The organism is Saccharospirillum sp. ABV4_185 (assembly GCF_056159245.1).
In genome coordinates, this window is record NZ_JBSWUW010000001.1 from 1496607 (window position 1) to 1509585 (window position 12979).

Annotated in this window: 7 protein-coding genes, 2 tRNA genes and 3 rRNA genes; 11 read left to right on the forward strand and 1 reads right to left on the reverse strand. The window is 52.6% G+C overall.

The genetic code is table 11. The annotated features are described in order from the left end of the window. The first annotated feature begins 324 nt into the window (after positions 1-324). From ACXAE6_RS06980 to ACXAE6_RS07010, 7 genes are all read left to right on the forward strand, one after another. Positions 325-1853 (forward strand): 16S ribosomal RNA (locus ACXAE6_RS06980). Between the two features lie 183 nt (positions 1854-2036). After that, positions 2037-2113 (forward strand) — tRNA-Ile (locus ACXAE6_RS06985). Between the two features lie 228 nt (positions 2114-2341). Continuing rightward, a tRNA-Ala gene (locus tag ACXAE6_RS06990) sits at positions 2342-2417 on the forward strand. 37 nt (positions 2418-2454) lie between these two features. Then, positions 2455-2667, forward strand: a complete 213-nt coding sequence (locus tag ACXAE6_RS06995) for a hypothetical protein (RefSeq protein WP_475146130.1) — start codon at positions 2455-2457, stop codon at positions 2665-2667. A 97-nt stretch (positions 2668-2764) separates the two neighbouring features. Then, positions 2765-5652: ribosomal RNA gene (locus ACXAE6_RS07000) — 23S ribosomal RNA — on the forward strand. 231 nt (positions 5653-5883) lie between these two features. Beyond that, positions 5884-5999, forward strand: a 5S ribosomal RNA gene (gene rrf / locus ACXAE6_RS07005). The 16S, 23S and 5S rRNA genes sit together here with 2 tRNA genes alongside, the layout of an rRNA operon. A 216-nt stretch (positions 6000-6215) precedes the next feature. Next, positions 6216-6629, forward strand: coding sequence for a c-type cytochrome (locus ACXAE6_RS07010; RefSeq protein WP_475146132.1), 414 nt, complete (start codon positions 6216-6218; stop codon positions 6627-6629). A gap of 45 nt (positions 6630-6674) precedes the next feature. Here ACXAE6_RS07010 and ACXAE6_RS07015 read toward each other — a convergent pair whose 3' ends face one another. After that, complete coding sequence (locus tag ACXAE6_RS07015) at positions 6675-7601, reverse strand: GGDEF domain-containing protein (RefSeq protein ID WP_475146134.1); 927 nt, start codon at positions 7599-7601, stop codon at positions 6675-6677. 200 nt (positions 7602-7801) lie between these two features. Between ACXAE6_RS07015 and ACXAE6_RS07020 the strand changes: the two genes are divergently transcribed. The 4 genes from ACXAE6_RS07020 (at position 7802) to ACXAE6_RS07035 (ending at position 12933) form a co-directional block, all read left to right on the forward strand. Continuing rightward, on the forward strand, positions 7802-8797 hold the full coding sequence (locus ACXAE6_RS07020) for a glutathione S-transferase family protein (RefSeq protein ID WP_475146136.1): 996 nt from the start codon (positions 7802-7804) through the stop codon (positions 8795-8797). Between the two features lie 85 nt (positions 8798-8882). Next, on the forward strand, positions 8883-9707 hold the full coding sequence (lgt, locus tag ACXAE6_RS07025) for a prolipoprotein diacylglyceryl transferase (RefSeq protein ID WP_475146138.1): 825 nt from the start codon (positions 8883-8885) through the stop codon (positions 9705-9707). Further along, complete coding sequence (gene thyA / locus ACXAE6_RS07030) at positions 9704-10498, forward strand: thymidylate synthase (protein ID WP_475146140.1); 795 nt, start codon at positions 9704-9706, stop codon at positions 10496-10498. The genes lgt and thyA overlap by 4 nt, the downstream gene beginning before the upstream one ends. A gap of 29 nt (positions 10499-10527) precedes the next feature. Further along, positions 10528-12933 (forward strand): Lon protease family protein, encoded by a 2406-nt coding sequence (locus ACXAE6_RS07035; RefSeq protein ID WP_475146142.1) that lies wholly within the window; start codon positions 10528-10530, stop codon positions 12931-12933. Positions 12934-12979: the final 46 nt, after the last annotated feature.

Genomic DNA, 12979 nt, shown 5'->3' on the forward strand with positions numbered 1-12979 from the left:
CGAGTCGATGAAGAGCGCGACGCTAACAAGCTGATTCCTAAACGAATTTTGCAAATTAGAGTTGACAGGATGCGGCGCAGGCGTAGAATACGCGCCTCGCTTAAACGAGCGCCAACAGCGCGGCTCGTCGATCTTTAACAGTGTTGGAATCAAGTAATTCGTGTGGGCGCTTGTGGGTCGACCAATATGTCCTTAGGGACAAAACTCGATCGACAAGTGACCTGTCAGAAAATTCTGAGAGGCGTTGGAATTCTTTAGGGGATTCCAGCTTGCGAACGAGTCATGAGTAAAGGCGAAGTGTCTTTGGATGCTTTGCCAGACTTTAAACTGAAGAGTTTGATCATGGCTCAGATTGAACGCTGGCGGCAGGCCTAACACATGCAAGTCGAGCGGTAACAGGACTAGCTTGCTAGTTGCTGACGAGCGGCGGACGGGTGAGTAACGCGTAGGAATCTGCCCGGTAGTTGGGGATAGCCCGGAGAAATCCGGATTAATACCGAATAATCTCTACGGAGGAAAGGGGGCTTCGGCTCTCGCTACTGGATGAGCCTGCGTGAGATTAGCTAGTTGGTGGGGTAAAGGCTCACCAAGGCGACGATCTCTAGCTGGTCTGAGAGGATGATCAGCCACACTGGGACTGAGACACGGCCCAGACTCCTACGGGAGGCAGCAGTGGGGAATATTGGACAATGGGGGCAACCCTGATCCAGCCATGCCGCGTGTGTGAAGAAGGCTTTCGGGTTGTAAAGCACTTTCAGACAGGAGGAAGGGGTTTCGGTTAATACCCGAGATCATTGACGTTACTGTCAGAAGAAGCACCGGCTAACTCCGTGCCAGCAGCCGCGGTAATACGGAGGGTGCGAGCGTTAATCGGAATTACTGGGCGTAAAGCGCGCGTAGGCGGCAAGTTAAGTTGGATGTGAAAGCCCCGGGCTCAACCTGGGAATGGCATTCAAAACTGGCTCGCTTGAGTACGGCAGAGGAGTGTGGAATTTCCGGTGTAGCGGTGAAATGCGTAGAGATCGGAAGGAACACCAGTGGCGAAGGCGACACTCTGGGCTGATACTGACGCTGAGGTGCGAAAGCGTGGGGAGCAAACAGGATTAGATACCCTGGTAGTCCACGCCGTAAACGATGTCGACTAGCCGTTGGGACCTTTAAGGACTTGGTGGCGAAGTTAACGCGATAAGTCGACCGCCTGGGGAGTACGGCCGCAAGGTTAAAACTCAAATGAATTGACGGGGGCCCGCACAAGCGGTGGAGCATGTGGTTTAATTCGAAGCAACGCGAAGAACCTTACCTACTCTTGAAATCCTGCGAACTTGGTAGAGATACCTTGGTGCCTTCGGGAACGCAGTGACAGGTGCTGCATGGCTGTCGTCAGCTCGTGTTGTGAAATGTTGGGTTAAGTCCCGTAACGAGCGCAACCCTTATCCTTATTTGCCAGCGATTCGGTCGGGGACTATAAGGAGACTGCCGGTGACAAACCGGAGGAAGGCGGGGACGACGTCAAGTCATCATGGCCCTTACGAGTAGGGCTACACACGTGCTACAATGGCCGGTACAGACGGTTGCGAAGCCGCGAGGTGGAGCTAATCTGAAAAAGCCGGTCGTAGTCCGGATTGGAGTCTGCAACTCGACTCCATGAAGTCGGAATCGCTAGTAATCGTGAATCAGAATGTCACGGTGAATACGTTCCCGGGCCTTGTACACACCGCCCGTCACACCATGGGAGTTGATTGCACCAGAAGTGGGTAGCTTAACATTGGGCGCTCACCACGGTGTGGTTGATGACTGGGGTGAAGTCGTAACAAGGTAACCCTAGGGGAACCTGGGGTTGGATCACCTCCTTAAACCTAGACTCGCAAGTGTCCACAACGAATTACTTGATTCCTTGAAGATGTGAATGGATTAGCGACAGGGCTCGCTGATTTTTTGCGTGTTTGTACGTTGGAAAATCGGCCTGCAGCCACTGACGATTTTCAGGTGTGGCTTCAAGGTTGTGTCATGGCAACGGAGCTACGTCGGTGATTTTTAGGACTGTAGCTCAGTTGGTTAGAGCGCACCCCTGATAAGGGTGAGGTCGGCAGTTCAAATCTGCCCAGTCCTACCAAATTTCCGCAATCCTGCGTTGGAAGCCCGCTCACGTATTGTTAATACGCTTCGCGAACTTCCGCCTTGTCTTGCGAAAATTAAAGCGTTTTAAGCGTTGAAGTTAAACGCCGAGATTTTTTCGGCTGACGAGGCGCGCAATGAGTGAGTGAAGGAGCATGCTGAAGTATGTGACTGAACGAGCGAAGCGGCGCAACGAAGTTCAGGCGGAAAAAGATCAAGTTTAAATGGGGCTATAGCTCAGCTGGGAGAGCGCCTGCTTTGCACGCAGGAGGTCTGCGGTTCGATCCCGCATAGCTCCACCAAATCCGTCAATCCTGCGTTGAAAGGCGCGTCGCATAGATGACTATGCTTCCTTATCTTTCGCCTTGTCTTGACGAATTTGGTCATCGAGAACGTTCGGCAAATCCTGAAAAAGAAAATCCATTCATTCGTCCGCAACGCCAAGTGGTTTTGTTGTTTATCACAGCAAGAACATTTCGCCTTGCGCAGACTCGCAAGCATCTTCTGTTCTTTAACAATCTGATTGAAGTTTTCTCAAAGAAAGAAGTCTGATTAAAACCAAGCGTAGCAATATCTTTGTCGTTCAAGACGTCGCTCATAAGCTTGAAGCGTGAAGCCACTTCGGTGGGGACACTCCTTCGGGTTATATGGTCAAGCGATTAAGCGTACAGGGTGGATGCCTTGGCAACTGGAGGCGATGAAAGACGTGGTAGCCTGCGAAAAGCTTCGGGGAGGTGGCAAACGACCTGTGATCCGGAGATGTCTGAATGGGGAAACCCACCTGCTTTTAGCGGGTATCTTGTTCTGAATACATAGGAGCAAGAGGCGAACCGGGGGAACTGAAACATCTAAGTACCCCGAGGAAAAGAAATCAACCGAGATTCCCTCAGTAGCGGCGAGCGAACGGGGACCAGCCCTTAAGCACCGGGCCAGTTAGTGGAAGGTTCTGGAAAGGACCGCCATAGTGGGTGATAGCCCCGTACACGAAAGCTCAACGGTGTGAAATCGAGTAGGTCGGGACACGTGGTATCCTGACTGAAGACGGGGGGACCATCCTCCAAGGCTAAATACTCCCAGTTGACCGATAGTGAACCAGTACCGTGAGGGAAAGGCGAAAAGAACCCCGGAGAGGGGAGTGAAATAGACCCTGAAACCCTGTACGTACAAGCAGTCAGAGCCCCTTCGGGGGTGATGGCGTACCTTTTGTATAATGGGTCAGCGACTTACATTACGTGGCGAGGTTAACCGTATAGGGGAGCCGTAGCGAGAGCGAGTCTTAACTGGGCGTCCAGTCGCGTGATGTAGACCCGAAACCCGGCGATCTATCCATGGGCAGGTTGAAGGTTGAGTAACATCAACTGGAGGACCGAACCCACTAATGTTGAAAAATTAGGGGATGACCTGTGGATCGGAGTGAAAGGCTAATCAAGCCGGGAGATAGCTGGTTCTCCTCGAAAGCTATTTAGGTAGCGCCTCGGACTTATACCTACGGGGGTAGAGCACTGTTTGGGCTCGGGGGTCATCCCGACTTACCAACCCCATGCAAACTCCGAATACCGTAGAGTACTATCCGGGAGACACACGGCGGGTGCTAACGTCCGTCGTGGAAAGGGAAACAACCCAGACCGTCAGCTAAGGTCCCAAAATCCATGTTAAGTGGGAAACGATGTGGGAAGGCTTAGACAGCTAGGAGGTTGGCTTAGAAGCAGCCACCCTTTAAAGAAAGCGTAATAGCTCACTAGTCGAGTCGGCCTGCGCGGAAGATATAACGGGGCTCAAACATGGTACCGAAGCTACGGACTTGTGCTTGCACAAGTGGTAGAGGAGCGTTCTGTAAGCCGTTGAAGGTGTGTTGAGAAGCATGCTGGAGGTATCAGAAGTGCGAATGCTGACATGAGTAACGACAATGGGAGTGAAAAACTCCCACGCCGAAAGACCAAGGGTTCCTGTTCAACGTTAATCGGAGCAGGGTGAGTCGGCCCCTAAGGCGAGGCTGAAAAGCGTAGTCGATGGGAAACGGGTTAATATTCCCGTACTTGGGTGTACTGCGATGGGGGGACGGAGAAGGCTAGGTGATCCAGGCGTTGGTTGTCCTGGTTCAAGTGAGTAGGGAGTGGGATTAGGCAAATCCGGTTCCACAATCCTGAGACACGATGACGGTCGTTCTACGGAACGCGAAGTCACTGATGCCCAGCTTCCAGGAAAAGCCTCTAAGCTTCAGGTACACCGGAACCGTACCCAAAACCGACACAGGTGGTCAGGTAGAGAATACCAAGGCGCTTGAGAGAACTCGGGTGAAGGAACTAGGCAAAATGGTGCCGTAACTTCGGGAGAAGGCACGCTGGTGTTAGGTGAAGGTCTTTACGACTGGAGCTGAGGCCAGCCGAAGATACCAGGCCCCTGCGACTGTTTATTAAAAACACAGCACTGTGCAAACACGAAAGTGGACGTATACGGTGTGACGCCTGCCCGGTGCCGGAAGGTTAATTGATGGGGTTAGCTTAGGCGAAGCTCTTGATCGAAGCCCCGGTAAACGGCGGCCGTAACTATAACGGTCCTAAGGTAGCGAAATTCCTTGTCGGGTAAGTTCCGACCTGCACGAATGGCGTAACGATGGGGGCGCTGTCTCCACCCGAGACTCAGTGAAATTGAAATCGCTGTTAAGATGCAGTGTATCCGCGGCTAGACGGAAAGACCCCGTGAACCTTTACTACAGCTTCACACTGGACTTTGAACTTGTTTGTGTAGGATAGCTGGGAGGCTTAGAAGCGTGGACGCCAGTCCATGTGGAGCCGACCTTGAAATACCAGCCTGGCAAGTTTGAGGTTCTAACTCAGCCCTGTGATCCAGGGCGAGGACCGTGTGTGGTGGGTAGTTTGACTGGGGCGGTCTCCTCCCAAAGAGTAACGGAGGAGCACGAAGGTACCCTAAGCATGGTCGGAAATCATGCGGTTAGTGTAATGGCACAAGGGTGCTTGACTGCGAGACGGACAGGTCGAGCAGGTGCGAAAGCAGGTCATAGTGATCCGGTGGTTCTGTATGGAAGGGCCATCGCTCAACGGATAAAAGGTACTCCGGGGATAACAGGCTGATACCGCCCAAGAGTTCACATCGACGGCGGTGTTTGGCACCTCGATGTCGGCTCATCACATCCTGGGGCTGAAGCCGGTCCCAAGGGTATGGCTGTTCGCCATTTAAAGTGGTACGCGAGCTGGGTTTAGAACGTCGTGAGACAGTTCGGTCCCTATCTGCCGTGGACGTTGGAAAACTGAGAAGAGCTGCTCCTAGTACGAGAGGACCGGAGTGGACGAACCCCTGGTGTACGGGTTGTGATGCCAATCGCATTGCCCGGTAGCTACGTTCGGACGGGATAACCGCTGAAAGCATCTAAGCGGGAAGCCCCCTTCAAGATGAGTTTTCCCTGAGACTTCGAGTCTCCTAAAGGGCCCAGGAAGACGACCTGGTTGATAGGCTGGATGTGTAAGCGCTGTGAGGCGTTGAGCTGACCAGTACTAATGGCCCGTGCGGCTTGGCCATATAACGCCCAAGGGGTGTTGGCGGCTTGGACGCAACAAAGATAGAGCTATAGAACACTTGGACGATCGGACAGAAGACGGCTGGTGAGAAAGAAAGCTAGAAAGCTAGCTGGCTGTAAGAAAGATGAGAAAACGTGTCAATCAGAGCGAATTGGGTGCGTTGTTGACAGAAGCCAACACAGAAAAACGGCTTCGTTAAAACTGCAAAAAACAACAGCCACCAACCAGTTTGCTTGACGACCATAGAGCTGTGGAACCACCTGACTCCTTGCCGAACTCAGTCGTGAAACGCAGCCTCGCCGATGGTAGTGTGGGGCTTCCCCATGTGAGAGTAGGTCATCGTCAAGCTTTTATTGCGAACCCCAGGTCAGAGATGGCCTGGGGTTTTTTATTGCCTGGAAACCGGGGGACGACGATGTCCTACTCTAGGAGTCCCGGGATGCCGGCCAGCGGAGCGCCGCCCTACTCCCAGGGTTGTTTTAAACGGGCGTTCTGATTTTTCAATGGCCTCGTTACTGGTTATACTTGCGCCACCTTCGATTATCTAAAGATGCGGGTCCAATAATGAAAAAATTGCTAGTGCTGATGACCTTCACATTGTTGGCTGGCTTGGCCTGGGGCGAGTCTTACGAAGACCAGGTGCGGGACCGTTTAGCGCCAGCCGGTAACGTTTGTATAGAAGGACAACCCTGTGAGACGGCTAATGTAGCGGCTGCCTCATCAGCGAGCGATGAGCCGATGAGTGGCGATCAGGTTTACAGCAATGTCTGTGCTGCTTGTCACGGCAGTGGCGTTTTAAACGCGCCCCGTCTGGGTAATGCTGGTGATTGGGCGCCTCGCATCGAGAAAGGCGTTGATACGCTTTATAACCACGCCATCAACGGTTTCAACACCATGCCAGCGAAAGGTGGTAATGGCAGCTTGAGCGATGAAGAAGTGGAAGCCGCTGTTGATCATATGCTGGCCGCTGTTCAGTAATAGCCGGACCAGCAAGAATGAAAAAGGCGACCTAGGGTCGCCTTTTTAATGGTCGGAATAACCTTCCCAAACGACTCGATCACGCCCATCTGATTTAGCCTGATAAAGAGCCTTATCAGCCCTGGCTAATAGTTCATCGGGTGCAACCGCACCAGGACGACAGCTGATGCCACCAATGGATAAGGTAAGACGGAAATCCGGTTCGAAACCAGACCAGTGATGTTGACTGATCGTTTCACGAATCCGGTTTGCGATGCGTAACCCTTCCTCAGCCTGAGTGTCCGGAAGGAAGACGGCAAACTCTTCGCCACCGATACGGGCAGCTTGGTCATAAGGGCGCAGCAGTTCGGGAAGCAGGTGACTAAATTCCTTCAGTACCTGGTCGCCACTGGCATGGCCAAAGTTGTCGTTAATCGATTTAAAGAAATCCAGATCAATCATCAGCAGGCTTGAGTCACTGGCTAGCGATTCGCTCTGTGCCAGAGTGCGGTGTAATTCTTCTAAGAAAAAGCGACGATTATGCAGGCCGGTCAAGTCGTCGTGGCTCACCAATTCTTCAAGTTGGCGCTTGGTCTCGACCAGTTGCAATTCGAGCCGTTTTTGGCGGGTATTTTCGGTGGCTTGAAAGACCAGACAGCCGGACGGGTGACGATATTCGGAACACAGAAACCAGCGCCCATCGCGGGTATCCATTTCAAAGGTGCGGTAGTCGCTAAACTGACGTTTCTGTCGTGCAGATTCAAGCCAGGCTTCTATGTCATCGGTATCAATCGCCAGGGTGCCGTTTTCATAGTAGGAATGACGCATGACGTCATACCAGGAGCGGCCCAGCACGTTTTCGATCGGTAAGTTGAATAGCTGGGCACAGGCCGGATTACAGTAAATCAGGCGATCCTGCTGGTCGCAAATATTGATCCCGACCTGAGTTGCTTCCAGAGTCTCGTTCAGTATTGTCTGAACATCCATTTCCATGCAGCCGCGACATCATTAACTTTCAATCAAGCATAGATCACCTTTGGCCAGTCGTCCTTAGCTGCGCTTCAAATATTCTGAAGACCAGAGTCAGGAAGTTCTGCTGTGATTATGGCGTCACCGAACTAATATCTAAGCTAACTATCACTGGTTTAAATGTATCAATCAGCATGCATTTGGATGCTGAAGCGAGGGGTTTCATGGGTCTTTTGGTTAACGGTCAATGGCAGGACCGCTGGTATGACACCAGCAAAACAGGTGGGAAATTTCAGCGTGAAGATGCGTATTTCCGTAATTGGGTAACCGCTGATGGTGAACCGGGGCCATCCGGGCGAGGTGGCTTCAAGGCGGAGTCCGGGCGCTACCATCTGTATGTCTCCATGGCCTGTCCCTGGGCGCATCGCGCTTTGATCTTTCGCAAGCTGAAAGGGCTGGAATCGCATATTGGCTTATCGGTCGTTCACCCGGATATGCTGGAGGAAGGCTGGGTCTATGAGGGGCCTGAGCTGCCCAGTTCGACGCCGATTGGTGACGATCTTTATGGTCTGAAACGCCATTACGAACTCTATTTGCGCGCTAAAGACGATTACACCGGGCGTGTGACGGTCCCGGTGTTGTGGGATAAAGAGCAACAAACCATTGCCAGCAACGAAAGTGCGGAAATCATCCGCATGTTTAATTCCGCCTTCGATGGTATTACCGGTAATACACTGGACTACTATCCTGAACCGCTGCGCGACACCATCGATTCGGTCAACGAGCGTGTCTATCACACAGTCAACAACGGCGTTTACAAAGCCGGCTTCGCGACTACTCAGGCGGCCTATGAAGCGGCTTTTGATGAGCTGTTCGACAGCCTGGACTGGTTGGAAGAACGCTTGTCACAACAGCGCTACCTGGCGGGTGATCAGATTACCGAAGCGGATTGGCGACTGTTCACGACACTGGTTCGTTTTGATGCTGTTTACGTCGGACACTTTAAATGCAATCTGCGTCGTATTGCCGACTATCCCAATCTGCAGAATTATGTGCGCGATCTGTATCAGCAGCCCGGCATCGCCGAGACGGTGGATCTGGTGCACATCAAGCGGCATTACTACTACAGCCACGATACCATCAATCCACATCGCGTCGTTCCCAAGGGGCCGCAGTTAAGTTTTGATGCGCCTCACGACCGGGATCGCTTTAACGCCTGAATCCTGGTCCTTGCTGAAGGCGGCAGTCATAGGAGCGCCATAGCGGCTCTGGTATGATGCCGTCTTCAGTGTCGAGGACTTGCCGATGATTCACCCGCAATTTGATCCGGTTGCGCTGCACATCTGGGGCCCCATCCAGGTGCAGTGGTATGGCTTGATGTACCTGCTTGGTTTTGTGGCCGGGCTCTATTTGGGCATCTGGCGTGCCAAGCGCCAAAGTTGGCGTGGTTTTACCCCCGAACAAGTCAGTGATCTGCTGTTTTATATCGTGCTCGGCATCGTTCTTGGTGGCCGTATCGGCTATGTCCTGTTCTACCATCTTGATCTGTTTTTCCAGAACCCGCTCTACCTGATCCGCATCTGGGATGGCGGCATGAGTTTCCATGGCGGCTTTATCGGCGTCGTTGTGGCCGTTGTACTGTTCGCCAAACGTCGCCATATGGCGATCTTCACCGTAGGTGATTTCGTTGCGCCCTTAGTCCCACCTGGACTGTTCTTTGGTCGCTTGGGTAATTTCATCAATGGTGAGCTCTGGGGTCGTCCGACCGATGTTCCCTGGGGGATGGTTTTTCCCCAAGTCGATGGTCTGACGCGGCACCCGTCGCAGCTCTATCAGATGGCTGGCGAAGGTCTGTTGCTGTTTCTGGTGCTCTGGTGGTTCAGCCGTAAGCCCCGTCCGCGTATGGCGGTATCGGGCTTCTTTATGGTGGGTTACGGGGTGTTGCGCATCGCTGCTGAATTCTTCCGTGAGCCGGATGCGCATCTGGGCTTCCAGGCATTGGGCTTCGTCACCCAGGGCATGTTGTTGTCGGTTCCGATGATTCTGATAGGTGTGTTTATGTTGATTTGGGCCTATCGGCATCCACGTTATGAAACCGACACAATGGAGAAAAAAGGCAAGCGCGCATGAAGCAATACCTGGATCTTATTCGTCATATCAAGGCCCACGGCGCTACTAAAGAAGACCGCACTGGGGTCGGCACCACCAGTGTGTTCGGTTACCAGATGCGCTTCAATTTGCAGCAGGGTTTTCCGCTGGTCACGACCAAGAAATTGCACCTGCGCTCCATCATCCATGAACTGCTATGGTTTCTCAGTGGCGACACCAATATTCACTATTTAAAAGAAAACGGTGTACGAATCTGGGATGAGTGGGCTGATGAAAACGGCGATCTGGGTCCGGTATACGGTCAGCAGTGGCGCAGCTGGCGTACGCCCGATGGCGACACCATTGACCAGATCAGCCAGGTGCTGAATACCCTGAAAACCAATCCGGACAGTCGTCGTATGTTGGTCGTGGCCTATAACCCGGCCGATGTCGACCGGATGGCGTTACCGCCCTGCCACAGTCTGTTCCAGTTTTATGTCGCCGATGGCCGACTCAGTTGTCAGCTCTATCAACGTTCCTGTGATGTCTTTTTGGGGCTGCCGTTCAACATCGCCTCCTATGCTCTTTTGACTCATATGGTGGCGCAGCAGGCTGGCCTGGAAGTGGGTGATTTTGTCTGGAGTGGCGGCGATGTGCATATCTACTCCAATCATGCAGAGCAAACCGATCTGCAACTGAGCCGCGAACCCTATCCGTTGCCACGCTTGTCGATTAAGCGAAAACCGGACAGTCTGTTTGACTATCGATTCGAAGATTTCGAAATTGTCGACTATCAGGCGCACCCGCACATCAAAGGCGAGGTGGCCGTTTGACGTCGGGCACTGCCCGCTGAAGGACCTTCATGTCTCAGTACGATCCCGCTTCCTTGCGTCCGTTGGCGGCGCATCAGCTCAAAGCTCAGGTTGATCTGAGCCATCTGAATATCGAAACCACTGCAGACCTGGAGGGAAGCAGTGGTTTTCTGGGGCAACCACGCGCTAAAGAGTCCCTCGAATTCGGCATCGCCATGCGTGGCACCGGATACAATCTTTATGTGATGGGGGAGTCAGGCACCGGGCGTCAGTCGCTGGTGTCCAACTATGTCAAAGACTTGGCTGAAAGCCAGGCGGCGCCATCCGAATGGGCCTACATCAATAATTTTGAAACGCCGCGGGAACCGATGACGCTGGAGCTGCCGGCGGCCCGGGGCGAAGATCTGGCGAAGGCGATCAACAGCTTTATCGAAGATTTGATGGACACCTTTCCGGCGGCCTTTGAGAACCCGACATATCAGCGCAAACGCACGGCGCTTGATCGCGATTTCAATCAAAAATACGACGCCGCCATGGCAACGGTTGAACGCTTTGCCAATCAGCAGGATGTGGCTGTTGTTTCCGATTCAAACAGCGTGATGTTGTTGCCAGTTATCGATGGCAAAGCGCTCGATGAAACTGAATTCGCTCAATTGCCAGAAGACCTGCGTGGTGAGTTCCAAAAACGCATCAGTGAAATTGAAGAATATCTTAACGAACAACTGCTCGAACTACCGACCTGGCGGCGTAACACCTCCGAGCAATTGCGTCAGCTGAACACCGAAACGGTGCAGCAGGCGATTAAGCCTATGCTCAAAGAGTTGGAAGTTAAGTACCAAAGCCAACTCAGCGTGTTGCGTTATTTGCGGGCGATAAAAACTCATTTACCGCCTCTGATTCTGGAACTTTATGCCGATGAATTAGGCTTGGAAGCGCGCAGTGATCAGGAACGCAAACAGGCGTTGCAGGCTTACTTGAAACCGAACCTGCTGACGCAGCGTGAAATGAACGCCGGCGTGCCGGTGGTTTATGAAATGCTGCCGACCTATCAAAATCTTTTTGGCCGCATCGAATACGCCACTCAGCAGGGAATGCCAGTTACCAATTTCCAATTAATTAGGCCGGGCAGCTTGCTTAAAGCCAACGGCGGCTATTTGATTTTGGATGCTGAAAAGTTACTGATTGAACCCTTTGCCTGGGATGCATTAAAACTCGCTTTGAAAACGCGCGAGTTGAAAATGGAGTCACCCTTTATCGATGCCAGTCTGATGCACTCGGTGACGCTCAGTCCGCAAAGTATTCCGCTGAATGTGAAAATTATTTTGCTCGGTTCTCGTGATATTTATTACCAGTTGCAGGAATGGGATCCGGAGTTTAATGAATTGTTCCGAGTGCCGGTCGACTTCGATAATTTTATTCCGCGTAATCAGGAAACGGTCGACAACCTGATTCTGCGCATCAAGGCCTATGGTGAAGATAAGGGTCTGCGCCCTCTGACCCGCAGCGCTTTGGAGCGGTTGATTGAATACAGCCTGCGCGAGGCGGAGCATCAAGGTCGACTCTCTGCTCAGGTGATTAAGGTATTCAAGGTTTTTGCTGAGGCGGATTTCTTGTGTCGTCACGATGAAGCCAAGGTGATCGATTACGAACACGTTGAACGAGCGTTAACAGCAGCGGAGTATCGTAACGGCCGCATCGCCGATCAGATGCTGACCGAAATTCAGGAAGGCACGGTACTGATCGATACCACTGGCGAACGTGTCGGTTGTGTTAATGGCCTTACCGTTATGGAAATTGGTGAAAGCCGTTTTGGTTCGCCAGCACGTATCACCGCCACCGTTCATGTCGGCGCCAAAGGCGTGGTCGATATCGAGCGTGAAGTTGAACTCGGTCAGGCGATTCACTCCAAAGGTGTGATGATTCTCAGCGGCTTTTTGGGCCACGATTTCGGTCGCCGTTTTCCGTTGACCTTGTCGGCGCACATAGCCATGGAACAAAGCTATGGTCATGTCGATGGCGACAGCGCCACCGTGGCTGAATATTGTGCGCTGCTGTCGTCCATCGCTCAGGCACCGGTGCAGCAATGTCTGGCGATAACCGGCTCAATGAATCAGCTCGGTGAAGTTCAGGCCGTCGGTGGTATCAATGAAAAGATCGAAGGATTTTTCAAACTGTGCGAGCAGCGCGGTTTAACCGGCCAGGAAGGCGTTATTATTCCAGCGGACAATTTGAAGCATCTGATGTTGCGTAAAGCGGTGATCGATGCCGTTGCAGCCGGTCAATTCCGTATTCTGGCGGTGCGTCATGTGTACCAGGCGCTGGAGCTGTTAACCGGTCAGACACCGGGGCAGATGGACAGCGGTGGGCTGTTCCCGAAAGACAGCGTCAATGGCCGCGCTCAGGCGGCGCTTAAACAGCTGTTCGAGAATTATCAGGAGACCGATGAAGATGGCTGAGCGGCGCTGGCGCTAGGCAAAGCGATGATGTCGTTTTAAGCTGGAT

Coding starts and splice junctions, on each gene's coding strand:
- lgt (WP_475146138.1), top strand. CDS start 8,883: ATGATTCACCCGCAATTTGATCCGGTTGCGCTGCACATCTGGGGCCCC.
- ACXAE6_RS07015 (WP_475146134.1), bottom strand. CDS start 7,601: ATGGAAATGGATGTTCAGACAATACTGAACGAGACTCTGGAAGCAACT.
- ACXAE6_RS07020 (WP_475146136.1), top strand. CDS start 7,802: ATGGGTCTTTTGGTTAACGGTCAATGGCAGGACCGCTGGTATGACACC.
- ACXAE6_RS06995 (WP_475146130.1), top strand. CDS start 2,455: ATGACTATGCTTCCTTATCTTTCGCCTTGTCTTGACGAATTTGGTCAT.
- ACXAE6_RS07010 (WP_475146132.1), top strand. CDS start 6,216: ATGAAAAAATTGCTAGTGCTGATGACCTTCACATTGTTGGCTGGCTTG.
- thyA (WP_475146140.1), top strand. CDS start 9,704: ATGAAGCAATACCTGGATCTTATTCGTCATATCAAGGCCCACGGCGCT.
- ACXAE6_RS07035 (WP_475146142.1), top strand. CDS start 10,528: ATGTCTCAGTACGATCCCGCTTCCTTGCGTCCGTTGGCGGCGCATCAG.